Annotated in this window: 26 protein-coding genes and 1 riboswitch; of the genes, 22 read left to right on the plus strand and 4 right to left on the minus strand. The window is 36.4% G+C overall.

The window, feature by feature from the left end; all coding sequences use genetic code 11:
• Positions 1-4 precede the first annotated feature (4 nt).
• The 6 genes from mutL to KGI01_RS00760 all read left to right on the plus strand — a co-directional run bounded on the left by mutL (position 5) and on the right by KGI01_RS00760 (position 6088).
• The gene (gene mutL / locus KGI01_RS00735) at positions 5-1855 is read left to right on the plus strand and encodes a DNA mismatch repair endonuclease MutL (RefSeq protein WP_141272463.1); all 1851 of its coding nucleotides are present in this window, start codon (positions 5-7) and stop codon (positions 1853-1855) included.
• Positions 1856-1874: 19 nt separating this feature from the next.
• Positions 1875-3539, plus strand: coding sequence for a glycerol-3-phosphate dehydrogenase/oxidase (locus KGI01_RS00740; protein ID WP_087680136.1), 1665 nt, complete (start codon positions 1875-1877; stop codon positions 3537-3539).
• Positions 3532-4476 (plus strand): alpha/beta fold hydrolase, encoded by a 945-nt coding sequence (locus KGI01_RS00745; protein WP_255314691.1) that lies wholly within the window; start codon positions 3532-3534, stop codon positions 4474-4476. The genes KGI01_RS00740 and KGI01_RS00745 overlap by 8 nt, the downstream gene beginning before the upstream one ends.
• Entirely contained in the window at positions 4454-5392 is a 939-nt protein-coding gene (gene miaA / locus KGI01_RS00750) for a tRNA (adenosine(37)-N6)-dimethylallyltransferase MiaA (protein ID WP_141272465.1), read from the plus strand. The genes KGI01_RS00745 and miaA overlap by 23 nt, the downstream gene beginning before the upstream one ends.
• Before the next feature lie 35 nt (positions 5393-5427).
• Positions 5428-5658 carry an RNA chaperone Hfq gene (gene hfq, locus KGI01_RS00755; protein WP_141272467.1) on the plus strand — a complete coding sequence of 77 codons (231 nt, stop codon included), beginning with the start codon at positions 5428-5430 and terminating at the stop codon, positions 5656-5658.
• Positions 5659-5788: 130 nt separating this feature from the next.
• On the plus strand, positions 5789-6088 hold the full coding sequence (locus KGI01_RS00760; RefSeq protein ID WP_068454617.1) for a rhodanese-like domain-containing protein: 300 nt from the start codon (positions 5789-5791) through the stop codon (positions 6086-6088).
• Between the two features lie 107 nt (positions 6089-6195).
• On the opposite strand, the gene KGI01_RS00765 is transcribed toward KGI01_RS00760, so the two are convergent.
• Both KGI01_RS00765 and KGI01_RS00770 read right to left on the minus strand, forming a co-directional pair.
• Positions 6196-7554, minus strand: a complete 1359-nt coding sequence (locus tag KGI01_RS00765; protein ID WP_141272469.1) for a zinc ribbon domain-containing protein — start codon at positions 7552-7554, stop codon at positions 6196-6198.
• Positions 7541-8956, minus strand: a complete 1416-nt coding sequence (locus tag KGI01_RS00770; protein ID WP_141272471.1) for a zinc ribbon domain-containing protein — start codon at positions 8954-8956, stop codon at positions 7541-7543. The genes KGI01_RS00765 and KGI01_RS00770 overlap by 14 nt, the downstream gene beginning before the upstream one ends.
• Before the next feature lie 124 nt (positions 8957-9080).
• Between KGI01_RS00770 and KGI01_RS00775 the strand changes: the two genes are divergently transcribed.
• The 5 genes from KGI01_RS00775 (at position 9081) to glnA (ending at position 14476) form a co-directional block, all read left to right on the plus strand.
• Positions 9081-10604: a hypothetical protein gene (locus KGI01_RS00775; RefSeq protein WP_141272473.1), complete on the plus strand. Its 1524-nt coding sequence runs from the start codon at positions 9081-9083 to the stop codon at positions 10602-10604.
• A 72-nt stretch (positions 10605-10676) separates the two neighbouring features.
• The gene (locus tag KGI01_RS00780; protein ID WP_141272475.1) at positions 10677-11927 is read left to right on the plus strand and encodes a methionine gamma-lyase family protein; all 1251 of its coding nucleotides are present in this window, start codon (positions 10677-10679) and stop codon (positions 11925-11927) included.
• Positions 11928-12245: 318 nt separating this feature from the next.
• Positions 12246-12506: a hypothetical protein gene (locus tag KGI01_RS00785; RefSeq protein WP_141272477.1), complete on the plus strand. Its 261-nt coding sequence runs from the start codon at positions 12246-12248 to the stop codon at positions 12504-12506.
• Between the two features lie 206 nt (positions 12507-12712).
• Positions 12713-13090, plus strand: a complete 378-nt coding sequence (locus KGI01_RS00790) for a MerR family transcriptional regulator (protein ID WP_068454597.1) — start codon at positions 12713-12715, stop codon at positions 13088-13090.
• Positions 13091-13141: 51 nt separating this feature from the next.
• A complete protein-coding gene (gene glnA / locus KGI01_RS00795) occupies positions 13142-14476 on the plus strand; it encodes a type I glutamate--ammonia ligase (RefSeq protein ID WP_068454595.1) in 1335 nt (444 codons plus the stop codon).
• A gap of 105 nt (positions 14477-14581) precedes the next feature.
• On the opposite strand, the gene KGI01_RS00800 is transcribed toward glnA, so the two are convergent.
• The gene (locus KGI01_RS00800; protein ID WP_141272479.1) at positions 14582-15097 is read right to left on the minus strand and encodes a DUF4352 domain-containing protein; all 516 of its coding nucleotides are present in this window, start codon (positions 15095-15097) and stop codon (positions 14582-14584) included.
• Positions 15098-15219: 122 nt separating this feature from the next.
• Between KGI01_RS00800 and KGI01_RS00805 the strand changes: the two genes are divergently transcribed.
• The 11 genes from KGI01_RS00805 (at position 15220) to KGI01_RS00855 (ending at position 25714) form a co-directional block, all read left to right on the plus strand.
• Entirely contained in the window at positions 15220-15765 is a 546-nt protein-coding gene (locus KGI01_RS00805; RefSeq protein WP_141272481.1) for a hypothetical protein, read from the plus strand.
• 134 nt (positions 15766-15899) lie between these two features.
• A complete protein-coding gene (locus tag KGI01_RS00810) occupies positions 15900-16718 on the plus strand; it encodes an ABC transporter ATP-binding protein (protein WP_141272483.1) in 819 nt (272 codons plus the stop codon).
• A gap of 15 nt (positions 16719-16733) precedes the next feature.
• Entirely contained in the window at positions 16734-17642 is a 909-nt protein-coding gene (locus KGI01_RS00815; protein WP_068454583.1) for an iron-hydroxamate ABC transporter substrate-binding protein, read from the plus strand.
• Between the two features lie 70 nt (positions 17643-17712).
• The gene (locus tag KGI01_RS00820) at positions 17713-18717 is read left to right on the plus strand and encodes a FecCD family ABC transporter permease (RefSeq protein WP_068454581.1); all 1005 of its coding nucleotides are present in this window, start codon (positions 17713-17715) and stop codon (positions 18715-18717) included.
• On the plus strand, positions 18710-19711 hold the full coding sequence (locus tag KGI01_RS00825; RefSeq protein ID WP_141272485.1) for a FecCD family ABC transporter permease: 1002 nt from the start codon (positions 18710-18712) through the stop codon (positions 19709-19711). The genes KGI01_RS00820 and KGI01_RS00825 overlap by 8 nt, the downstream gene beginning before the upstream one ends.
• Positions 19712-19748: 37 nt before the next feature.
• A complete protein-coding gene (locus KGI01_RS00830) occupies positions 19749-20840 on the plus strand; it encodes a family 20 glycosylhydrolase (RefSeq protein WP_141272487.1) in 1092 nt (363 codons plus the stop codon).
• Between the two features lie 31 nt (positions 20841-20871).
• Positions 20872-21348, plus strand: a complete 477-nt coding sequence (locus tag KGI01_RS00835) for a glutathione peroxidase (RefSeq protein WP_068454575.1) — start codon at positions 20872-20874, stop codon at positions 21346-21348.
• A gap of 40 nt (positions 21349-21388) precedes the next feature.
• Positions 21389-21583, plus strand: a riboswitch (cobalamin riboswitch).
• A gap of 367 nt (positions 21584-21950) precedes the next feature.
• Positions 21951-22589, plus strand: coding sequence for a GntR family transcriptional regulator (locus KGI01_RS00840; protein WP_141272489.1), 639 nt, complete (start codon positions 21951-21953; stop codon positions 22587-22589).
• Positions 22590-22790: 201 nt separating this feature from the next.
• Positions 22791-23993, plus strand: a complete 1203-nt coding sequence (locus KGI01_RS00845; protein WP_141272491.1) for a quaternary amine ABC transporter ATP-binding protein — start codon at positions 22791-22793, stop codon at positions 23991-23993.
• Positions 23986-24837, plus strand: coding sequence for an ABC transporter permease (locus tag KGI01_RS00850; RefSeq protein WP_141272493.1), 852 nt, complete (start codon positions 23986-23988; stop codon positions 24835-24837). Before KGI01_RS00845 ends, KGI01_RS00850 begins: the two co-directional genes overlap by 8 nt.
• Positions 24838-24847: 10 nt before the next feature.
• Positions 24848-25714 (plus strand): glycine betaine ABC transporter substrate-binding protein, encoded by an 867-nt coding sequence (locus KGI01_RS00855; protein WP_141272495.1) that lies wholly within the window; start codon positions 24848-24850, stop codon positions 25712-25714.
• Positions 25715-25821: 107 nt separating this feature from the next.
• Here the strand turns inward: KGI01_RS00855 and KGI01_RS00860 are convergent, their stop codons facing one another.
• Entirely contained in the window at positions 25822-26586 is a 765-nt protein-coding gene (locus KGI01_RS00860) for a DUF4309 domain-containing protein (RefSeq protein WP_141272497.1), read from the minus strand.
• Positions 26587-26735: the final 149 nt, after the last annotated feature.

Genomic DNA, 26735 nt, shown 5'->3' on the forward strand with positions numbered 1-26735 from the left:
TTGCATGGGGCAAATTCAAATAATGGATGATTTTTTATCAAATAAAATTGCAGCGGGTGAAGTCGTAGAGAGACCAACATCTGTTGTCAAAGAGCTTGTTGAAAATGCCATCGATGCAGGTAGTACCTCCATTGAAGTCATTTTAGAAGAAGCAGGCCTAACATCCATTCAAGTCATCGATAATGGGCATGGTATGGACGAGGAAGATGCGCTCATCTCATTCCAACGTCATGCGACAAGTAAGATTCATCATGAACACGACTTGTTTCGTATTCGTACATTAGGTTTTAGGGGAGAGGCACTCGCGTCCATTGCATCTGTTTCAAAAGTGCATCTCATGACTTCAAATGGTGAAACAGGTTTAGAAGTGTATTTAGAAGGTGGACATGTGAAAGAGAAAAAGCCAGGACCACTTCGTCGTGGAACGGACTTGCAAGTGAAGCAACTTTTTTATAATACACCCGCACGTTTAAAATATATGAAAACCATTCAAACAGAGTTGGGACATACAATTGATTTGATGAACCGTTTAGCGCTCTGCTATCCGAATATCGCATTTAAATTGCGTCATCACGATCATATGCTACTTCAAACAAATGGTCGTGGCGATTTACAACATGTTTTGGCGGCAATTTACGGTGTATCCAACGCGAAAAAAATGGTCGCATTTGAAGGTGAGTCACAGGACTATAAGATTTACGGTTTTACAACAATCCCGGAAATTACGCGCGCATCTAAAAATTATATGTCCATCTTTGTGAATGGGCGTTGGGTGAAGCATTATACAATTCAAAAAGCGATTTTAGAAGCATACCATACGTATTTACCCATTGGACGTGCGCCGATTACGGTTATTCATATTGAAGGGGACCCTCACTTAACAGATGTGAATGTGCATCCAGCAAAGCAACAAATTCGTCTTAGTAAAGAAGGAGAATTGATGCAGTTAATTGAAAAAACAATCCATGAAGCCATTCGTTCACATATGCATGTACCTGAAATTGCTAAGCCGAAAAAGAAGTTAGCTCCTTTAACAGAACAAGTGAATTTTTGGAAACAAATAGACTATGCGAATACAAAAATCGAACAGTTTGGTGAGTTGCCAAGAAAAGCACAGCAAGTCCAAGAGAAAGTTGAAGAGCCTTTTGTTGATTCAGTAAGTTTGGACGCCGCAGAAACGTGGGAAGATATAATAGATACACCTTTTGAAAACCTCGATGTAAAAGAGGTTGAAAAAGATGAATTGGTGGAAAAAGAAGTAGAGAAAGAACCTTTTCCAGAATTAGAAATGATTGGACAAATTCATGGGACGTATATTGTGGCACAAAGTGAAGATGGTTTTTACTTAATTGACCAACATGCAGCGCAGGAACGTATTAAGTATGAATTCTTCAAGGAAAAAGTAGGTGAAGTTCATGCAAATGAGCGTCAAGCACTTTTACTACCACTGACTTTTCATTATTCAGCAGATGAGGCACTTACGCTTCGTTCTGCGAAAGATGAACTCGAACAAGTTGGCGTATTTTTAGAAGAATTTGGTCAACATTCATTTGTGGTAAGAGAATATCCCACATGGTTTCCAAAAGATTTAGAACAAGAGATTATTGAAGATTTAATTGAACAAGTATTAAATGAAGGCAAAGCAAATGTAAAAAAGTTAAGAGAAGATGCAGCAATTATGATGAGTTGTAAAAAATCCATTAAAGCGAATCATTATCTCAATCACGCACAAATGGTCCGATTAATTGCTGACCTAAAACAATGCCATCAACCATTCACTTGCCCCCATGGCCGCCCTGTAATTGTCCATTTTAGAACGTATGAAATCGAAAAGATGTTTAAACGTGTGATGTAATTAAAAGGAGGACGACAGAATGTTTTCAGCAGCTCGTAGACAAGATCAAATTGATCAATTGAACCGACAAAGTTTTGATGTAGTTATTATTGGTGGAGGAATCACAGGAGCAGGTATTGCATTGGATGCCATATCACGTGGTTTAAGTGTAGCAATTATTGATATGCAAGATTTTGCAGGAGGAACATCGAGTCGTTCAACGAAGTTAGTACATGGAGGACTTCGTTATTTAAAACAAGCACAAGTAGGAATTGTAGCAGAGGTGGGGCGTGAACGAAAAATCGTTTATGAAAATGGTGTGCATATTACAACACCACTTGGCATGCTACTCCCTTTCTATAAAGGTGGGCAATTTGGTCCTACAACAACTTCAATTGGACTGAAGGTTTATGATAGTTTAGCCGGTGTAAAAAAGTCAGAGCGTCGCGTTATGCTTAGTCCAGAAGAAACGCTTCAAAAAGAACCACTTTTAAAGAAAGATGGCTTACGTGGTGGCGGTTTATATGTAGAGTACCGTACAGATGATGCACGTCTAACAATTGAAGTATTAAAAAGAGCTGTTGAGCTAGGTGCAGTGGCTTTGAATTATGTAAAAGCTTTATCATTCATTTACGATGACAATAAAAAAGTAGCAGGTATTTATGCAATTGATCAAATAACAAAGCGTGAAATAACAATTCGTGGAAAAGCAGTTGTCAATGCAGCGGGCCCATGGGTGAATGAAGTAATGGAACGTGATCCATTAGCATCAAGTAAAAAAGCACTGTTACGTACAAAAGGTGTTCATATCGTAATTGATCAATCTATTTTCCCATTAAAACAATCTGTGTATTTTGATACGGAAGATGGACGTATGATTTTTGCCATTCCACGAGAAGGAAAAGCCTACGTAGGGACAACTGATACGATTTATCATGATGATCCAGTTGAGCCCGTCGCTACAAGTGAAGATGTAGCCTATATTTTAGACGCAGTTCACTATATATTCCCAGATGTTGATGTTTCATTCAAAGACGTAGAATCTACTTGGTCTGGGGTACGTCCATTAATTTATGAAAAAGGTAAAGATCCTTCTGAAGTATCACGAAAAGATGAAGTATGGGAGTCTGAATCGGGTCTCTTAACAATGGCAGGCGGAAAGTTAACAGGTTACCGTCGAATGGCGGAAGAAGTAGTAGACCGTTTGGCGAAACGTAAAGAGTTTAGAGGTACAGGTCCATGTGTTACGAAAGAGTTATCTTTATCAGGTGCAACTATGCTAACACCAGAAAATTTTGACGCATATGTCGCGTTTAAAGGCGATGAAGGTGTGCAGTATGGCTTGACGAAAAAAGTTGCAGAAGAACTTGTACACAAATATGGTACAAACATTGAAGACATCTACCGTATTTTACGTGTAACCAAAAATGACTACAAAGACCGCGGTCTACCTGTCGATTTATATTTAGAAGTGATTTATGGTATGCAGTTTGAAATGGCTTATACACCAGCCGATGTATTCATTCGTCGTACAGGTAAATTGTATTTCGATATTCAACAAGTGCGTAAGTATAAAGATGAAGTCATCTCTTTAATGAGTGATTACTTGGAATATACAGATCATGAAAAAGCACTTCATCAACAAGAGTTAGAACAACTTCTTGAAGATGCGACACATTTTGCAAAGGAAGGTTCACATGGATAAAATACAAAAAGAAATTCGCGTACAACATGACCATATCATTGTAGCGAATGTCTACATGCCCGAAAAAGAAATACGCGGGCATGTACATATTTTTCATGGTATGGCGGAACACCAAGAACGTTATGAAAAGTTCGCCCGCTTTTTAAATGAACATGGATACGTCGTATCTACCCATGACCATCGTGGACATGGTCAGACAGCTAGTAAAAATAATGCGCCTTATGGTTTCTTTGCCGAAGAAGATGGTTTTGAAGTTGTCGTACAAGATGCTCATGATGTCATTCAAGCGATTCGACAAGAGCATGATTGGCCAATGCCAATTTTAATTGGTCATAGTATGGGGTCGTTTATTTTAAGACGTTATATCGAATTTTATAGTCATGAAGTGAAAAAAGTAATTTTGATTGGTACAGGTGCTTTTTCTTCATTACATCGTGTGGGGCTTTATACTGCTCGTTTATTAGCAAGTCAAAAAGGCAAAACGAAGCCCGCAAAATTACTTGAACAGATGTCGTTCGGTTCGTATAATGCCAAAGTAGAAAATAGTAAGACATCTTCGGATTGGCTCTCAACAGATTCAAGAGAAGTGCGAAAATATATTGAAGATGACTTATGTGGATTCACATGCACCAATCAATTTTATGTCGATTTATTAACGGGGCTTGCGACATTATCAAAAGAAGCCGAAGTGAATCGAATTCGTAAAGACTTACCAATTCTACTGATTAGCGGTAAAGAAGACCCTGTTGGTGATTATGGTAAAGGCGTATGGCGCGTTGCACGCCAATACTATCATGCTGGTTTTACACATGTGACTGTACACTTATTCGAACATAAGCGACATGAGATTTTAAATGAACAAAATAATACAATGGTTTATAAAACAATATTAAAATGGTTGGAGAAAAAAAGTCATGAGCGAGCAACAGCAGTATGATGTATTGGCGATTGTCGGACCTACAGCAGTAGGGAAAACAGCGCTTAGCATCGAACTTGCCAAACGGTTAAATGGTGAGATTATTAACGGTGATTCTATGCAAGTCTATAAAGATTTAGATATTGGAACCGCTAAAATACGAGAAGATGAAAAAGAGGGCATTGTGCATCATCTCATTGATATTAAAGAAGCAACAGATGAATTTTCAGTTGCAGAATATCAGCAGTTAGTACGTGAAAAAATTGAAGAAATTCAACACCGAGGTAAGATGCCCATTATCGTTGGTGGAACAGGTTTATACGTGCAATCAGTCTTATATGATTTCCGCTTTACCGATGAGAAGATTGATGACACTGCACGTAAAGCCTATTACGAGGAACTTGAAAAAGTAGGTCCTGAGAAGATGCATGAAAAATTGATGGCTGTTGATCCCGAAACAGCGAAAACTATCCATCCGAATAATACGCGTCGTGTTATTCGTGCGCTTGAAATGGCAGAACATAGTGTGCAAAAGAAGTCAGATGAAGCGTCGAAACAAGGGAATAAACCACTATATCATCATTTTATTATTGGTTTAAATATGGACCGCGATACACTCTATGAACGCATTAATCTTCGTGTAGATATCATGCTAGAGCAAGGTCTAGAAGAAGAAGTACGAGGACTTTATGAGCGCGGTGTACGCGATTGTCAATCGATTAAAGCGATTGGCTATAAAGAACTCTATCAATATTTTGATGGGAGTGTGACGAAAGAAGAAGCGATAGAGAATTTAAAGCAAAATTCACGTCGCTACGCAAAACGTCAATTAACGTACTTCCGAAATAAGTTGGATGTGAACTGGTTTGATGCGAAAGAAGAAAAAAGTAGTTTAGTTAGTAATATTTTGAAAAAAACAGGGTATAAAGATTGGTAGTTAGAAAAGTTTAGCCAAATCTAAGGGGGATCTATATGAAAACGATGAATCTACAAGATTTATATTTAAATCAACTCCGTAAAAACTCTATTTTTTTAACCGTATTCTTATTGAACGGTTTCCAGTTAAAGGGAACGGTTAAATCATTCGATAACTTTACGGTATTACTAGAAGCAGATGGTAAGCAACATTTAATTTTCAAACATGCTATCTCAACCTTCTCACCGTCAAAATCAATTGGCTTAGAAGGCCCAACAGAAGAATAAGAGAAAGAGGAATTGTGCAGTCGTACAATTCCTCTTTGTTTTTACTAGAATTTAAGTCAATCGACTATTCAATCGCTATAAAAAACTTTATACTGAAGAAAGGTAAAATCAAAGGAGGATTTTTTAAGACATGAAATCAATTACAACAGATGAAGTACTTGCATTACTAGATGCAAATGAAGATTTACATATTATTGACGTGCGCGAAGATGAAGAAGTGGCAAATGGCATCATTCCAGGTGCGGTTCATATTCCACTAGGTCAAATTCCAGAACGTTTTGAAGAGTTAGATCCAGAAACACCATACATTATTGTTTGCCATGCAGGTGGACGTAGCTTTAGCGCTTGCACATACCTAGAAGGAAAAGGTTATGATGTAACGAACCTTGAAGGTGGCATGAGTGTTTGGGATGGCGAATTAGAGTTCTAATTTAGTTGCATATAAAATGGCTGGGACATACGTGTAAAAACATTCCCTCATATGAGCCTAAGAAAAACTGGAATCACGCTTTGGCGTGGTTCCAGTTTATTTTGTGCTTAAAAATAAAAATCTTTTTTCGCTTGTACGCGCTTCTTTTTACTTTCATCGAAGTACGAATACCACGTAACGTAATGGAAATCTCGTTGGTTTTCATCTTTCTTTACATGTTTAACTTTCTCGACTTTTTCAATTTTTAGTGTAGGAAGAATGGTATCTAATTGAATTTCATTTGAGTCGAATCCTACTACACCACCAGGATGCAAAATCATATACGTTTGTAATTCCTGTTGGGATAATTGATCTAGACGTATTCCGTTTTGTAGATACATTTTTGTGAGGTCATGTGAGCTAGAAGCGACTTCCTTTACATCAAATTTTTTAGTTTGTTGATTATAGTCGAATCGAACGCCCATCATTTTCTCGTTCTTTAACGACATATACAAACAGATGCCTGTAATCTCATTTCGATCATTGTAGTAAAGCATTTTCGTCGTTTCTTCTAAGTTATGAATCGGTACCTTTTGTTTTGCCTTTTTGTTATATGCTTTGAGATGATTTTTTAGTTCTTTTAGTTGTTTAGGGGTTACCAAGTAGTTCCCGTAAAAAAATGCATCTTCTTTATGCAATTGACTCTGTGTTTTTCGTACATCTTTCCAAGGATAATGGATTGTATAAATGAATTCATTTTCGTCGTATACAGGTAGTGCTACCGCATGATTCGATACAAATTCAGTCAGAGGTGCGGTCTTTTTGCCAAGTGTAATCTCTGTTTGTAATAACGGAACTTCTCTCTCTGGTAAAAGATAATTTGCGGGAATAGTAGAAGACAGTTCGGTTTGCGCTGCTGAAACTTCTCGACTCATCGTCTTTTTTTCATCTAAATACGTTGGTGCAATATTCACATCGATTTTATAAATACCTGGAATTAAATTATTTATATTGGTATTTTTAATCGAAAGTTCAATATTTGCTGTTGGTTGAACGAGAGCCGTCTTTTTCGCACGTATTTGATAAGGTTTGAAGTAAGAATTATTTTTCACCGCTTTAAAATACGGCAATACATATACCTCTCCCTTTTTCTTCACAAGTTCAATTAATGCATTCACTTCTTCTTCTGAAATAGATGTGCCATCATGATGTGTTATGATCTTTTGTAGTTCACCTTCATCTCGTTCATCGAGTGCCTGTTCAAAGCGTTCAACCATTTTATCTTTTGAATGATTCGCACGATTTGCAGAAACGATTAAAAAAGTACTCGATAGTGCAAGACATAGACCAGTAAAAATCATTGTAAAAAGTAAAATTCTTTTAGTATAAGGAGAATGTACTTTTTCACCACATACGTTACATCGCAATGTATTATCCGGTAGTTCATGTAGACATTTAGGACAATGTGTAGGTTTATTCTTTAACAATTTCAGCTACCTCCCAGCTATAGTCTCTTTTTTTAAGGTCAACTTTTAATTGTAAATTATATGAAGATAGGTGCAAGATGACGCGATTTTCATTTTTTACGTCAATGGATTTAATTTTTTGTTGTGGATAGTTGAATAAATAAGCATATTCGGATGAAATTTCGGCAAATAACGCGTTTTGTAGATGCATGTTAAAAAGTGCTTTTAAATCTTCTTGCGATAAGTAAAGTGGGTTTAAAGTTAAATAGCGCATCCACTTATTTGCTTTTTCATCACTTTCAAATACAGCGTGATTGTTTTGATAATAGGATAAATTGTGTAATTCAAAATGATGTTTAGATGACTTAAATAAGAAATGTGCTGTTAGATGCGTTTTTTTTGCATCATTTACATAATACTGTGCAATTACACCATTCAATTCATTTTTCTTATTCAGAGCAGGTATGACGGAAATAAGAGAAAAATCTTCATTTATAATGGGAATCCTATTCATTTTCTTTTTGAAAGACATAGTTGTAAATGCTTGTTCATCTTTTAACAAAGCTTTTTTTAGTGTTGCCTCTAGTTGTTTTTGTTGTTTCACTGTTAAAAATCTTAGGTTTATAAAATCAGTAAACTGCTCTATACTCGATTCCTTCTGATGTAAATCTCCCCAAGGTGCATGAAAAGTATATTCCACTCGAAATGGTTCTTGTGCATAAACTGAAATGGGGCTATTCATCATTAAGTGAGAAAGTGATGTTTGTACGCTTTGCTTTTTGACAGTTATAAACGGTAAAATCGATTCAAAAACAGAATTAAATTTGAATGAAACCGTTGTTTCTGTGATTTCAGGTATCATATCTGGACTTGATAGTGGTGCACTTACAACTGTGCTTGAAGGAAAAGAATCAGATAGCATTGTTACGCGAACTGGGTAGACCCCTGGGATTAATGGTTCTTTTACTTGATGAAAAGCATAGCTCATGTTACGTCTCTTTTTGATTAATGAAACAGAAGGTGCCGTTACGCGATAGGGTTTTATATGTGAATTTGTTTTAATAGGACGAAATAAAGCGACTGTTTGCACTTCACCAAGCGTTGAAATTAATTGGATGAGTGCTTTTGCTTCATGTGCTTGAACTTTTGTTTGATCTTCATGAATTAATAATTTTTGTAAAGTACGTTCATCTCGTTCGCTAACCGCTTTTTCAAACTGCGACATGACATTTTCTTTTGAATAATTCGCTCGTTGCAATGAAAAAAATAAAAAAGAAGTAGAGCAGAGTAAACATAAACAAATAAAAGCGGTTGTAATACGAATGATTTTCTTTTTATTTACGGGTTGTTTTGTATGACAAATTGAGCATGTTTTTTCATTCTTTTGAAGTACATGTAAACATTTTACGCAAACTTTTTCCATAATCATCCACTCCTTCTAATTAGAAGTATAGCGAATTCAAATTTCCTTTACAATCAATGTTTTACAAAAATCGGTTAAGGGAAAAGTTCAAAGACATAAATGAAATAGTAGGAGGAGATAACTTTTGAAACAACCTAAGATGATACTCCTATTTACGCTCTTTTTTTGTTGTTCTATTTTTTATGTACAGCAAACAAAAGCAGCAAGTGAACCTGTTGTTCGTGCTAATGAAATCGAACGGGGCATTTGGCAAGTCGACACACCACGACCTACAGCTAAACAATTAATGAAATTATATGCAATTGAAGTAATTGGAAGTACAAAACGTGTCATTGTAGATGATGCCTCAGTTAATTATCATCAAACAGGAACGTACACAATTCGTTTTTTAATAGATGGTCAAGTTCTTGCGACTGTGCCGATGATTATACAAGAACAAACACCTCTCCCAGTCCCTTATGATTTGTTATTCGAACGTGACCTTGATGAAAAAGAGTCACTCAAAACATTTATGATGGCGGCACTTTTTGGTGAAAAAATGGCTGATTATACACTTGAATGGCTTGCACAACCACCTGTATTGAATGAAGTTGGAACCTACATAGCGCCACTTCGCCTGATAGATTCCTATGGACGACAAGTACAAAAAACTGCAACGATTCGCGTACTTAACCGGAAAAAGCCACAATTCACAATTGATCGTAAGCATGTTTACTATCATCAAGGAGAGCGCATGACACAAGACCAAGTAATAAAGGATGCAAATATTACAGTACAAGAACGTTCCACTGTAACAGAGGTTCAAATTGATTTATCACAGGTGAATCGTTTTAAAGAGGGACGATATACGGCAATGGTCACAGCAAAAGATACAGCAGGAAATGAAGCAACACCTCAAGAAATATTCATTCATATCGGGCGAAAAGAGATGAATGAATTACAATATGAGTTAGGCGAGCCAATCTCGATACAGAAATTAAAGCGTGATTTAGCTCCTTTATCAATTCAAGGAATGGACTTAACACAAGTCGACTTAAAAAAAATTGGACATTATGAATTACCTGTCTATTTAAATAACCGCCAAACTAAACAAATTCCTCTCACAATTCTAGATACAACCCCTCCAACTATTTCAATCCAAAAGAAAAAATATGTGTATGAACAAGGTGATGACATAACTGTAGAAAAAATTTTAAAAGACTTACAAGCGACAATTCGTGACTATGACCGAAAGGATTTAACATTAGAATTATCAAAACCAATTGAAGAAATTCGTCGATCAGGGAAGCATAAAATACAACTAATCGGACGTGACAGAAGTGGAAATGAAACCTTTATCCCTGTTCAAGTCGATGTCTTAGAACATGCATGGATTAGTTCGGGACAACGTGGAGATTCGAAAAATACAAACAAATTATTTAAAACAAAAACGATTACAGCTGAAGCGAATCAAGTAGGGCAAGAAACAGAAATTTTAAAAGCGAATCATCATACAACAACGGTGAAAACGAGTGACTCGCCTATTCTGCCCATTAAAAAGTGGCTACCCATTGGAGTTTTTCTTTTATTAATTGGTATGCTCGTATTTCTTCGCACGAAGCGAGTATTTCGAAAAAATACGTTCTTTCATCGTCGCTCTTTAAAATGAGAAACCTGCTTTTTTCAAGTTTCCACATGTGATACTATATGAAAGGAAATAAAGAACGGAGATGAAGCAAATATGGCATTTATGTCAACATTACACACCGATACAATGGAGTTTGCTAAAAAAGTAGAGGCGAAAATCAAACCTCAATTTGAACGAGTAGAAGAATTGGCTTTTTATAATCAACAAAAAGTACTACATGCATTTGCTAAAAATCATGTGAGTGAAAACCACTTTGCAGGAACAACAGGTTATGGTTACGATGACGAAGGTCGCGATAATTTAGAACGTGTTTATGCAGATGTTTTTGGTGCAGAAGCAGCGCTCGTACGCCAACAAATTATTTCAGGTACACATGCCATCACATTAAGTTTATTTGGCGTATTACGTCCAGGAGATGAATTAATGTATGTTACAGGGCAACCGTATGATACATTACAATCTATTGTAGATGGCGGTGATCAAGATACAGGGTCATTAAAAGACTTTGGTATTGATTATCAACATATTGATTTAACAGCAGATAACAAAGTAGACTGGACAGCTGTAGAACAAGCTGTATCAAGTAAAACACGCGTTATGGCGATTCAGCGCTCAAAAGGTTATGCAGAACGTCCTTCATTTACAATTGATGAGGTAGGAGAAATCATTCGAAAAATTCGTGCGATTAAAGAAGATGTCATTATTTTCGTCGATAATTGCTACGGTGAATTTGTAGAAGCGATGGAGCCAACAGAGTTAGGTGCCGATTTAATGGCGGGTTCATTAATTAAAAATCCTGGCGGTGGTTTAGCAAAAGTGGGTGGCTATATTGCAGGGAAAGCGAAATACGTCGAGCAATGTGCCTATCGTATGACAACACCAGGGATTGGTGCAGAAGCAGGTCCATCATTGAATACATTGACAGATATGTATCAAGGCTTCTTCTTAGCTCCACATGTCGTATCGCAAGCAGTAAAGGGTGCTATTTTTGCAGCAGCTGCATTAGAAGAGATTGGGATGGTAGCGGAACCGAAGTTTGATGCAAAACGTACAGATTTAATTCAATCTGTGCAATTCCAAACACCAGAGCAAATGATTCAGTTCTGTCAAACAGTTCAAAAGAACTCACCTGTCAATGCACAGTTTGCACCAGAGCCAGCATTATTACCAGGTTATACGGATGATGTGATTATGGCAGCAGGAACATTTGTACAAGGTGCCAGTATTGAGTTTTCAGCAGATGGACCGATTCGCGCACCTTATACGGTGTATATGCAAGGTGGATTAACATATGAACATGTAAAATTCGCCATTTTAAGTGCGGTACAGGAATTACAAGCATAAAATAGTGTGTTTAGAGGCTGGGACAGAACAAATCCCGTATGATTTCGAAAAAAATCATACGGGATTTGCTCTGTTTAAATTACTTTTGTCTCAGGCTCTGCATATTCACTATTTTGAAAGCAAACAAGAAAGATACGCTATATCTATAAAATATAAAGTATAAAGTATGCACATTAACAACTGATAACCAAAAAATGGAGCGATTATATAGGTTTAAAACCGTCATCTAAATATCGAAAAATTATTATTCAAGTACCTACTAGACTAATAGAAAAAATGCACATATCGACTACAAATGGAGATATTCAAGTACCTCAAATGAATATTCAAGAAATGAGTTTATCTTCAAATGGTGGTAATCTTTTATTTGAAAAACTAAATGTAAGAAAAAAACTTAATCTAGAAAATAAAAATGGTACTGTAAAAGGAAGTATTATTGGTAATGAATCGGATTTTTCTATTCATTCCAAAGTTAAGAAGAGTAAGAGCAATATAAAAAGTAATAATGGAAATAAAGAAAAGCAGCTTCATTTAATAGGAAATAATAGTAAAGTAAATGTTGAATTTACTAAAGAATAAAATAAACTAGCTATTTCATAATTCAAACTTAAAAAAAGACTAAGGTGCAAATAAATATAACCTTAGTCTTTTTTTATAAGAATTTGTATTCATCTATATAAAAGAATGAATTGTTCGAAAAAAGTTATGTTAGTTTTTCTAACATTTAATTGACAACAAAGCTAACATCTAATAAAATAAAAGACATGGAAGGCGTGGTGAAGTACATGAATCGCGAAATCAGACGAACAATGCCGCTGTTGCCAATTAGTATTGTCATGCAATTAACTGATTTAACAGCACGTCAAATTCGTTACTATGAAGAGCATGAATTGGTTCAGCCTGCCCGCACTGAAGGTAATCGCCGTATGTTCTCATTGAATGACGTCGATATACTTTTAGAAATTAAAGATTTATTAGATCAAGGTATTAACATGGCAGGTATTAAAAAAGTATTTGCAATGAAGAATCAACCTTTAGAGCAACAGAAAAAAGATATTACGGATGCCGATTTAAGAAGAATCTTACGAGAAGAAATGCAACAAGCACAGCGTATGCAACGAACATCCATTAGACAAGGTGATTTATCTCGATTCTTCCAATAAGTAAGTCGAGTTTGTCAATAAAAATGAAAACAATTAGGAGTGTGGAGAAACATGGGGAAATATACGAAAGATGATATTCGTCGATTAGTACAAGAAAAAGAAGTGAAATTTATTCGTTTACAATTCACAGACATTTTAGGAACAATCAAAAACGTTGAAATTCCTGTATCACAATTAGAAAAAGCATTAGACAATAAAATGATGTTTGATGGTTCTTCAATTGAAGGGTTTGTACGTATTGAAGAATCAGATATGTATCTATTCCCAGATTTAGATACATTCATGATTTTCCCTTGGACAGTGGACAAAGGTGCTGTATGTCGTTTTATCTGTGATGTTTATAATCCAGATGGTACACCGTTTGCAGGAGACCCACGTAATAACTTACGCCGCATTATTAAACGCATGGAAGACATGGGCTTCACAGATTTCAACTTAGGACCAGAACCAGAATTTTTCCTATTTAAATTAGATGAAAAAGGCGAACCAACTCTAGAGTTAAATGACCACGGCGGTTATTTCGACTTAGCACCAACAGATCTTGGTGAAAACTGTCGTCGTGATATCGTATTAGAATTAGAAGAGATGGGCTTTGAAATTGAAGCTTCTCACCATGAAGTGGCACCAGGGCAACATGAGATTGACTTCAAATATGCGGATGTATTAACAGCTTGTGATAACATTCAAACATTCAAATTAGTTGTAAAAACAATTGCACGTAAACATGGTTTACACGCAACATTCATGCCAAAACCAATCTTTGGTTTAAGTGGTTCAGGTATGCACTGTAACGTTTCACTATTTACAGATGGTAAAAACATGTTCGTAGACGAAGAAGCACCAATGCAATTATCAGAAACAGCAATGCAATTCATGGCTGGCGTATTAAAACACGTTGAAGGTTTTACAGCGGTGACAAACCCAACAGTAAACTCTTACAAACGTCTTGTACCAGGTTATGAAGCACCTTGCTATATCGCATGGTCAGGTCAAAACCGTTCACCATTAGTTCGTATTCCAGCTTCACGTGGTTTATCTACACGTATCGAAGTGCGTTCAGTAGACCCTGCAGCAAACCCATATTTAGCACTTGCTGTTATTTTAGAATCAGGTCTAAACGGAATCGAAAACAAATTAACACCACCACCAGCAGTAGATCGTAACATCTATGTGATGAGTGCAGAAGAACGCGAAGAAGCAGGTATTGGTAACTTACCAGTTAATTTAGATGATGCATTGCAAGCACTTGCTAAAGACCCAGTTGTACAAGGGGCTCTAGGTTCTCACATTTATGAAAACTTTAGAGAAGCAAAAGAAATCGAGTTCGATATGTTTAGAACACAAGTTCACCAATGGGAACGCGATCAATATTTAAAAACATATTAATTAGGTAGAATCCAACTCTATCTAACTACAATAAAAGCCGGAATTACGCTGTGACGTGATTCCGGCTTTTTGCTTTGAGCTAAAAGGATAATATTTTTTACCTAATTATTCACTGCTCGCTGTAGAGGTAGGTGCTGGAATATCAAAATGAATTTCTGTTTGGTCTGCTGTAAAATTTGGTTTATATACGAGTTCATATGAACTGGCTGGCTTCACATCAAAATATAGTTTTCCATCTGCTTGTTTCCCACGATTGACTTCTTCTGATAAAGGCAATTCTTCATAACCATGATAACCAATTGCTTTTTCACCTTTTGAAACGAGGACGAAATCATGTCGATCGATAAAAATAGAATCTTTACTATTATTTCGTACGTCCACATCAATCGTCACGATTTTTCCTTTTTTCGATTTTGTAAATTGTATGGGATCTGTCTGTTTTGCTTCTGTAATTTTGATAATGACATCATCAATTTTTAATGTATCACCTAATTGATAGGCCTCATCTGTTTTTGTTGAACTGCTTCGCTCCTCACCGCTCACTTTTTCAACAGAAGTTTGATTGCATGCTGTTAATAATAGAAGAACAGTAATCGGTAATGTATAAAATATTTTTTTCATGCCGAGTCCCCTTTCATTCAATTGCTACGATACAAGCGTAATTACTTACACCATACCCGAATACGTTTTAATCTATGCACAAGGTGGGTATGGAGATTAGGAAAGGGAGCGTGGAAAAGTAGATGAAAAAAAGTCTTATTCTATTATTTGCAGTCATCTTAAGTTTTACGGTATTTCAAATAGAAGGAAGTGCTGCAAAAACAAAAAACAGCCCGCGGAAAAACTATACGATCTTCATCAATCAACCAACTCCTTATTATCTAAAAACAAACGGTAAAAAGCTAGGAGCCATTCCAGATGGCTTTACAAATAAAAAAGGTGTCTATACGCCGAATGTTTTAAAGGTAACATGCTATGTCAATACGAAATGGGCAAAAGTCCATTTTTCAAAAACACTAAATGGAAAAAAGAGTACAGCTTATATTCCGACAAAATATATACGTGCGAATACATTTTCGCTCGATTACGGAATTACTAAAAGTACAAAAACCGCATTGAAGACTGGGATTACGACAAAGTCAAAAACAATAAAAACGATTCCACATGGGACACGTGTATCTATTATGAAAGTACGTACACAGGGGATGAAAACATTCTACTACGTGACGTATTATAAAAATGGAAAATCATACAAAGGATATATAACGGAAAAATCCATCCAATTATAAGGAGGAGAAGGAGATATTGAATGTATCTGTTCAATACTCCTTTTATTTTTTAAAAATAGCAATTGACAATCAACTAAGATAATCTATAATAAAGCAGTAATGATTATCATTCTCATTTGAAAGGAGGCGCACATATGCGATTACAAGTAAATCAAATTCGTGTGGGGTATGACAAAAAAACAATCGTTCATGATTTAACGATTACGATTCCAGATGGAAAAGTAACCACAATTATTGGTGCCAATGGTTGCGGAAAGTCAACTCTTTTAAAAGCGATTACACGTATTATCCCCTATCAATCTGGTGCAGTGATTTTAGACGGTGAAAATATTCAAAAGACGAATACAAAAAAGCTAGCGCAAGAATTAGCGATTTTACCGCAAAGTCCTGAAAGTGCTAGCGGATTATTAGTTGAAGAGCTCGTATCCTATGGACGTTATCCATATCAAAAAGGATTTGGAAATCTAACAGAAAAAGATCGTAGCGTGATTGAATGGGCACTTCAAGCAACTAATACAGCGATGTTTCGAAAACAGACTGTGGACGCACTCTCTGGTGGGCAAAGACAACGTGTATGGATTGCGATGGCACTCGCACAAGAAACCGACATCATCTTTTTAGATGAGCCAACTACCTACTTAGATATGGCACATCAGTTAGAAGTACTTGAATTGCTTCAGGAATTAAATGAAAAAGAAGGACGTACAATCGTCATGGTATTACATGATCTCAATCAAGCTGCACGCTTTTCAGATTATATGATTGCTTTGAATCAAGGGCACTTAATCAAAGAAGGAACGCCTGAAGAAGTCATGACGCACGATACATTAGAGCGTGTATTCCAAATTGACGCTGTAATTGGTGAAGATCCACGTACGAAAAAGCCAATGTGTATCACTTATAATTTAATTGAAGAAAAAGTGGATGAACCAATTCCATCTATTCAACGATAAAAAAGGAGCGTATTTATGAAAAAATTAATAATTGCATTCATTGCATTAATGGTTTTAGCATTAGCAGCATGTGGTGGAAAAGAAGAAACAAAAGATAAAAAAGAAGATTCAGGTACATTCACGTATAAAGCTGTCAATGGTGATATTAAAGTACCAAAAAATCCGAAGCGTGTAGTAGTTCTAGCAGGCTATACAGGTGATTTAATTAAATTAGGTATTCCAGTTGTAGGAGCAGATCAGTGGTCAATGGATAACCCACAATTTAAAGATGCTTTAAAAGATGCGAAATTAATTTCCGATGAGGACGTTGAAAAAATTGCAGAATTAAAACCAGACTTAATCATCGGATATGATACAGTTAAAAATAAAGAGAAAATCGAAAAAATCGCGCCAACTGTATTATTCACATATAATGCATACGATTATTTACAACAAGCTGTAGAAATCGGTAAAGTAGTCAATAAAGAAAAAGAAGCACAAGCATGGGTGGATGACTTTAAAACACGTGCTGCAGATACTGGAAAAGAAATTAAAGCAAAAATTGGTGAAGATGCTACAGTATCGGTCATCGAATCATTCGGTAAAGAAATCTACGTTTACGGTAATAACTGGGGACGTGGTACAGAAATTTTATATCAAGCAATGAAATTAAACATGCCAGAAGCTGTTAAAAAAGATGCTTTAAAACAAGGGTATTATGCTGTATCAAGTGAAGTATTAAAAAAATATGCAGGCGATTACATGATTTTATCTGTATTCGGTGATCAAGATCCAGCATTCACAAAAACAAAATACTATAAAGAAATTCCAGCCGTTAAAAATAATCGCGTATTCCGTGTCAATGCAAATGAATTTTATTTCAATGACATGATGACACTTGATTTCCAATTAGATTTCTTTAAAAAGTCATTTTTAGGAAAGTAAAATGATGATAATAAAAAGAGGTTATCCGTAGCTGGGTAACCTTTTTTACATAGAAAGGACGGAGGAAAATATGCTGAAATTATTTCGATCATGGTCACTTTGGCTCCAATTGCTTATCGCCTTCGTACTCTTACTCATTACTATATTTTTTGCGATTTCACTCGGAGCGGCCGTCATACCACTTCAAGATGTATGGCATGCAATTTGGTCGAGTGAGGGTGGCGAGAAAATTGATATTTTACGAGAAATACGATTCCCTCGTGTGGTTGCAGCAGTCTTTGTAGGGGCGGCTTTAGCAGTAGCAGGTGCAATTATGCAAGGTGTAACACGTAATCCATTAGCAGACCCAGGTTTACTGGGGCTTACTTCAGGAGCAAATGCCGCATTAGCCATTGGTCTCGTTCTTGTTCCAAAACTCGATTATATGGGTTCTGTTATTGCCTGTTTAATCGGCGCTGCTGTTGGTATGGGGATTGTGTACGGTATTAGTGCCACAAGTAGAAAAGGAATGTCTCCTTTAAAATTAGTATTAGCAGGGGCTGCTGTTTCGATGTTTTTACAAGCAGTAGCAGATGGTACAGGTCTATTATTCAAAATTTCAAAGAATGTTTCGATGTGGACATCAGGTGGTTTACAAGGTATTACATGGAGTGCTTATATCGTTATGCCACTTATCATCATTGCATTAATCGGTAGTATTCTTATTAGTCGACAACTAACGATTCTAAGTTTAAATGAAGAACTAGCTGTAGGACTTGGACAAAAAACGATGCAAATTAAGACGATTATGTTCATCATCGTCGTGTTACTAGCAGGGAGTGCGGTTGCGTTAATCGGTAACTTAGCCTTCGTCGGTTTAATGATTCCGCATATTGTTCGTACATTCGTTGGTGGCGATTACCGAGCAGTTATTCCCATGTCGATGATTGTAGGCGGTATGTTTATGGTCATCGTTGATTTGATTGGACGCACGATGAATGCACCATATGAAACACCTGTGGTGGCACTCGTTGCGGTGATTGGTCTACCATTCTTCTTAATTTTAGTGAAGAGGGGAGGGCGTTTCTTTGCTTAAAAAGAGTACGTATACATTTTATTTAGCGATAGGTGTCTTTTTAGTTATTTGTTGTGCTTTTTTAGGGTTATCTGTTGGTTATTCTTCAATGGGTTTTCGAAGTGTGATTGCTACATTCTTCGGTTACGGTGAAGTGTCAGATGAATTTATTTTATTCTCTATTCGTTTACCACGTATTTTAATTTTAATTTTAGCAGGTGTTGCGCTAGCAGTGGCTGGTGCAGTACTTCAAACATTGACAAAGAACGACCTAGCAGACCCTGGGATTATCGGGATTAATGCAGGTGCAGGTGTTGGAATTACGGTACTTTACTTATTTGCAAAAGGAGAGCTAACGAATTTTTCATATGCATTACCGATTGTTGGGTTTGTCAGTGCGATTATAACAGCTCTCCTCATCTATAGTTTTTCTTATGAACGAAATCGTGGGATTCAACCATTCCGATTAATTCTTGTCGGTGTTGGATTTGCAGCGGCTTTATCGGGCATCATGGTCATGCTGATTTCTTCAGCAAATCGCTCAGATGTCGACTTTATTGCAGGGTGGTTAGCAGGGAATGTTTGGGGAGCCGATTGGCCATTTGTATGGGCTCTACTTCCATGGGTACTCCTTCTCGTTCCATTTACTATAATGCGTTCGAACCATTTGAACATTTTAGGGCTAAGTGAGCCGATTGCAGTAGGATTAGGTGCTTCATTGAACAAACAGCGTATGTACTTCTTATTATTAGCAGTTGGTCTAGCAGCAGCTGCAGTATCTGTGACAGGCGGAATTGGCTTTATCGGTTTAATGGCCCCTCATATTGCCCGTTCACTTGTTGGACCACGCCATCAACGTTTTTTACCGATGACCATTGTCATTGGCCCGATTCTCTTATTAGTGGCAGATGCGATTGGTCGTTCGATTTTAACAGAATCGAGTATTCCAGTTGGGATTGTTGTCGCTATTATTGGTGCACCTTACTTCTTATATTTATTAAAAAAACAAGTATAATAGAGAGTATATGTAAGGAAACATCAGGAGGATTTTTATGAAAAAGTGGCTATTTGGTTTATCTATTTGTATGCTTATAGGCTTAACAGGATGTGGTGAACAAAATGTAGCACAGGCGCAGGAGCAAAAATACGGTATGAATTTAGATTTAGCACGTCGCCCTTATACAATCGATGTTTTAAAGAAGTATATAGATGACGTGAAAAAATCAGGCGGGAACTATGTACATCTTCATTTAACTGATGATGAAAACTATGCATTAGAGAGTCGACTTTTAGGACAGCCAGCAAAGAAATCATGGCAGCAAAAAGACGGACTCTATCGCAATCCATTAACGAAGCAAACCTTTTTATCGATGAAGCAGATGCGCTCTTTAGAAGCGTATGCGGCGAAGAAGAAGATTGAATTAATACCCGAGATTGATACACCTAGTCATATGGGAGCTATTTTAAAACTGTATGAAAAAGCGAATCCGAAGGCAGCGAAAAAGTTGGTGCGTGATGAGTGGAATCAAATTGCACCGAATCAGTCGAGTATAAGATTCGTACAAGCATTATATCGTGAAGTTTTACAAGCTTTACCGAAAACAAAAACGATGCATATTGGTGGAGACGAGATTGCCTATGATGAAGAAGATCATGTGAAATACATCTATTACTTCAATCAAATGAATCGTTATTTGCAAAAGAAGCATGTGCGTACATGGATTTGGAATGATTCTTTATTGAAGGCAGATTTAAAAAAGTTAGATCAAACGATTGCGATTACATTTTGGAGTTGGACGGGTGAACCCGAAAGTACAACTGAAAAGAAGTATCGTGAAAAAGTTTGTCCCAGTGCGCCGCAGTTAATAAAAGCAGGATACACAGTGTATAATTATAATGATTACTACTTATATGTAGATTTTACATCAAAAGGTTCAATTCGTTCGGATTTGCAGTATATGAAACGAGATATTAAAAAGAACTGGACGTTAGGGAGATGGAATTCATCTCATCAGCAAACTACGTCAAAAATTTCTGGTGCAGCCATCTCTATATGGGGAGAAGGTTCAAAGAAATATACAGCCGACCAAGTTTACAACTATACGAAAGAATTGTTTCCGACAATGATGAAAAAGGTAAAGTAGTAGTAATACATTATTTTTGAGGGGTGTTTCGATGTCTATTTATGATTTAGACGTTACATTAGAAGATGGAAAAACGTATTCAATGAAAGAGTACGAAGGAAAAGTATTATTGATTGTGAATACAGCATCAAAATGTGGTTTTACACCGCAATTCAAAGAACTCGAAGAATTGTATCAAAAGTATAAAGACAAAGGATTAGTCGTACTCGGCTTCCCATCAAATCAGTTCAAGCAAGAATTAGATTCAGGTGAAGCGGCAGCAGAACAGTGTCGTTTACAATATGGTGTTACGTTCCCGATGCATGAATTAGTTCATGTAAATGGTAAAGATGAGCATCCATTATTCACGTATTTAAAAGAACACTCAAAAGGGTTTTTAGGTAGTAGCATTAAGTGGAATTTCACAAAGTTCCTTGTAGATCGCGACGGTCATGTCGTGGCGCGTTATGCATCGAAAGATAAGCCAAGTCAGTTTGAGGAAGATATTGTCAAATATTTAGAAATTTGATTGACAATTTAGACATTTTAAGATAATATATAAATTGTAAATCAATAGTGCTTGAATTGGTGTGAGGGAATCCTTGAATTCGCCTCGCTTAAAAGGGAAGCTGGTGTGACTCCAGCGCTGTCCCGCAACTGTAAATGTGAGTGTAGTAAGCATATCCACTGTCTTTAAATAGATGGGAAGGGGCTGTTACACAGTGACCATGAGCCAGGAGACCTGCCAATTCTACTGTGCATCTTTATTTACCTACGAGGATAGGTTGATGTTAGCTACTTATGTTTTTAGTAGATGACAGCTTTCCTGTGGGGGAAGCTGTTTTTTGTGCTCTCGTTACGATTCCCATTCAATGATTCAATACGACTATTTAGAACTCCCCAACTTCCGAATAGTATAATACAAAATTTGTTTCGTTACGGGACCTAACAGAACTAAACTCTAGAGAAGAAGGAATTGCGTGTTTATACGTGATTCCTTCTTTTTAATACAGTAAAATGTTTCGTTTACTTTAAAAATGTATAAATTATTTGTAAAGATATAGAAAAGCAATGTATTTAGTGCTACTATATGGACTATATATTTTGAGATGGAGAGTGAGGTTTCGGTAAATGACCGAACAGGAGAAAAAAACAAAAATAAAGCAGGCGCGTTATCAAATTATTGCGGCTGACCTTGCCTCTAAAATTGTAGATCGAGAATATGAGGTAGGGCAAAAGCTATATGCACGTTCTTCATTAGCGAGTAAATATGGTGTTTCATCTGAAACAGCGCGCCGTGCCATTGCAGTACTACAAGATTTAGGAATCGTTCAAGCTACAAAGGGGAGTGGCGTCTTCATCAAGTCTTATGAAGAAGCTGCGAAATTTGTACATCAATTAAAAGATGTACAATCAGTCAATGAGATTCAGCATGATGTCTTTCAATCCATTGCCAAACAAAAAGAAGAATTAGAGCGCTTAGAACAACTCTCACAAGAGTTAGTGTCGCGAACAAATCGTTTCCATTCACTTAATCCATTTGCGCCATTCAATGTGACCGTAACATCTGAATGTCTATATTTAGATATGACTATTCAAGAATTGAACTTTTGGCAAAATACGACAGCTACAATTGTTGGAATTCGTCGTGGTGAAACGATTTTATTATCACCAGGGCCATATGCATCGATTAAAGAAAATGATGTCTTATACTTTATCGGAAATGAAGCTTCATTCGATATTGTGAAAAATTTTTTATACAAAGGATAAGTCGATTTTTAAAAGGCGCATAAACCTTATTGTAACAAGGGTTCATAAACATAAAATAATGATGGAAAATGCCATGTTTCTCCCAGGGGAAACATGGCATTTTTAGTACTTTCATTTGACATAAGTAACAACTTTTTGTTAGGGTTAAGTTGTTACTTATTTTGTAACAAACTGATATTGCAATGAATTGAGGTGTAGCTCTTGGCTAAAATAAGAGTAGAAAACGTAAGTAAAATTTTCGGAAAAAAAGTTACGCAAGCAGAAGAGCTTGTGAAGAAGGGAAAGAGTAAATCAACTATTTTAAAAGAAACAGGCGCAACGGTGGGTGTTTATGATGCGAGTTTTGAAGTAGAAGAAGGCGAAATTTTCGTGATTATGGGGTTATCAGGTAGTGGTAAGTCAACACTTGTCCGATTACTTAATCGCTTAATTGAACCAACAACCGGTCAGATTTATATTAACGATGCAGATGTATCAAAAATGAATAAAACACAATTACGACAAGTGCGAAGAAATTCAATTAATATGGTCTTTCAGAATTTTGGGTTATTCCCACATCAAACGATTTTAAAAAACACCGAATATGGATTAAAGGTTCGAGGGGTTCCAAAGGAAGAGCGTAAAATCAAAGCTGAAAAAGCACTTGAGAACGCGGGACTCATTGATTTCAAAGATCAATATCCAAAGCAATTATCCGGTGGTATGCAGCAACGTGTAGGTCTTGCACGAGCACTCGCAAACGATGCCGAAATTGTTTTAATGGATGAAGCCTTTTCAGCCCTCGACCCTTTAATACGGAAAGAGATGCAAGACGAGTTGTTAGAACTTCAACAAAACATGAAGAAGACAATTATCTTTATTACACATGATTTGAATGAAGCGCTGCGTATTGGCGACCGGATCGCGATTATGAAAGATGGACAAATTATTCAAATCGGTACAGGTGAAGAGATTTTAACCAATCCAGCTGATGAATATGTAAGTAGCTTCATTGAAGACATCGACCGTTCTAAAGTATTAACAGCTGAAAACATCATGGTGAAGCCAGTGACGATTAATCCGGCACATGATGGACCCAAAATGGCATTAAAACGTATGAAGGATGAACAAGTGAGTATGGTATTAGCAGTAACACCGCCAAAACAACTAGTTGGCTACATAACTGCAGACGATGCGCTGCGCTGTGCAAAAGAAGGTCAAACGAATTTAATGAATTGTGTGCAACAAGATATTTTAACAGTGCCACATGATTTATTATTAGAAGAAGTGTTGCCAATTATTTCAGATTCAAAAACACCAGTAGCTGTCATGAAAAATAATCAGCTTGTTGGCGTTCTTATACGAGGCGTGGTCATCGAAGCTCTCGCGAAAGAAACATCTGCGGAGGTGACGGCACATGAATAATTTACTCGATCAAATTCCGATGATGCCACTTGCAAAATGGACGAATAATGCAATGGATTATATTACGGAACATGGACAAGGTTTCTTTGATGCAATTCAAGAGAATACAGAAAGCATGATGCTTGCCGTTACAGATTTCTTACTTATGGTTCCAGCAATTGTATTTATTTTATTAGTTGCAGTATTAGCATTTTTTGCAACGAAGAAAAAGCTCGGTTTAACAATTTTTGCAGTACTTGGATTACTATTCATTTATAACCAAGGACTATGGAATGACTTAATGAATACCGTCACACTTGTACTATTTGCGAGTTTAATTTCGATTATTATCGGGATTCCTGTTGGTATTTGTATGTCAAAAAGTAGAGTATTTGAAAGTATTATGAAGCCGGTTTTAGACTTCATGCAAACAATGCCAGGTTTCGTGTACTTAATTCCAGCTGTTGCATTCTTCGGAATCGGTTTAGTACCTGGGGTATTTGCTTCGATTATTTTCTCAATCCCACCAACGATTCGTTTTACGAATTTAGGGATTCAACAAGTACCAAAAGAATTAATTGAGGCATCAGAGTCTTTCGGTAGTACAGGACCACAGAAATTATTCAACGTAGAACTACCATTAGCAAAATCAACAATTATGGCTGGTGTAAACCAAACGGTTATGCTATCGCTATCAATGGTTGTTATTGCATCGATGATTGGTGCAGAAGGTTTAGGGCAAAAAGTATTAACAGCTGTACAAAGAGCAGACGTTGGACCAGGTTTTGTAGCTGGTTTAGCACTTGTTATTTTTGCAATCTTAATTGATCGTTTAACACAAAGTTTCAATACTAAAAAAGGGTAGGGTGAATTAGATGAAATTTTCAAAAACAATGAAAGCAGCAGGACTAGCTTTAGGACTTGGTCTATCAGCAGTCCTTGCTGGATGCGGTAATTCTTCAAGTTCAGATAAGTCAGATCCAACTATTGAACTTGCATATGTGGAATGGGATACAGAAGTAGCTTCAACGAATGTCATTGCTGAGGTATTAAAAGAAGAGGGTATTAAAGTCAAAACAACTTCACTTGATAATGCAGTGATGTGGGAAGCTGTCGCAAATAACAAAGCAGATGCAATGGTAGCTGGCTGGCTACCACATACACATGGTGCGCAACATGATAAGTATAAAGACCAAGTAGAGGATTTAGGTGTTAACTTAAAAGGTGCTAAAATTGGTTTAGTTGTACCAGATTACATGAAGGTTGATTCAATTGAAGATTTAAAAGATCAAGCGAAAAAAGAAATCACAGGTATTGAGCCAGGAGCAGGCATCATGGGTGCTACAGAAAAGGCTTTAAAAGATTATAAAAACTTAAGTGATTGGAAACTAAAACAATCTTCTTCAGGTGCGATGACTGTAGCACTTGGTCAAGCTATCAAGAAGAAAGAAGATATTGTTATTACAGGATGGGCACCACACTGGATGTTCCAAAAATATGATTTAAAATTCTTAAAAGATACGAAAAAAGTATATGGTGGCGAAGAACAAATTCATACATTCGCTTCTAAAAAGCTAAAAGAGAAATCACCAGATGCTTATAAAATTTTGAAAAACTTTAACTGGACAACAGATGATATTGAATCAGTTATGTTAGATATTCATGATGGTACACCACCAGAACAAGCTGCAAAAACTTGGATTAAAGAAAACCAAACAAAAGTAGCAGAGTGGACAAAATAATCGTGTAATAAATAAATCCTATGTAGTGAACATATGAAAGTTCACGCATAGGATTTTTTACATTAAAAAACGAGGTCTACGCACGGTAAGGCCTCGTTTTTAATTAATTAACCACGTCCACCCATTGGTTCTGAAGCACGTTGATTAAATATGGAAATATGATCTAATTTTTTTGTTTTTGTTGGACCAACAAATTTCAGCGTATTTTTTCCGACTTTATAATTTAAAATTGTATCTTTACCATTATAGGTTGTTGAAGATGGCTTACCACCAATAGCTATAATATCTGAAAATGTAATATCTGATAGTTTAAATGAACTGTCAGGTGCTACGAAAGTGCGCACATCATAAACACGATCTCCGCGCCCAATGGCAAAAGCATAGGTTACTTTTCCTTTCTTTTTATATTCAATATAATTCGTATTATTAGAGAATGTTGTAGCGGGTTTTCCCCATTTGTTTGTAATGTCTTCATAAACCGATTTTCCACTTTCAAATGGAACACCTTCTGTCATACCATTTTTTGCTGTTTTGAATTGGTTTTGTAAAAAATCACGTAAGATAGGTTTTACCGTGTCTTTTGATTTTGTTTCGATTTTTTTAGAAGAAGTAGATGTTACAGTAGTGTCTTCTTTTTTACTAGCCTCTGTTTGTACACCCTCTGTTTGTACATCTTCTGTTTGTACATCTTCTGTTTGTACATCTTCTGTTTGTACATCTTCTGTTTGTACATCTTCTGTTTTCGCTGTCGTGTTTTCAGCTGCCTGTGTTTTAGGCACTTCCTTTTCAGGAGTTGCTTCTGGCTCTCCGCAAGCAACAAGTAGCAGTGAAGAAGCTGCAAGTAAACTAGCTAGTTTTGTATAAGTTTTCATCGAATCTCCTCCTTTTAATCGTTTATATTCTCTATTAAATTATACCAAATAAAAAGAATACAACTACTACAAATAGCAGCAAAAATTGTTAAGAAGTTTCAATATTTTTTATCTTTTTGTTATATTCATAAAATAAAGAGATGGAATGG

It is taken from the genome of Kurthia gibsonii (assembly GCF_006539985.1).
Taxonomy (GTDB): Bacteria; Bacillota; Bacilli; order Bacillales_A; family Planococcaceae; genus Kurthia; species Kurthia gibsonii.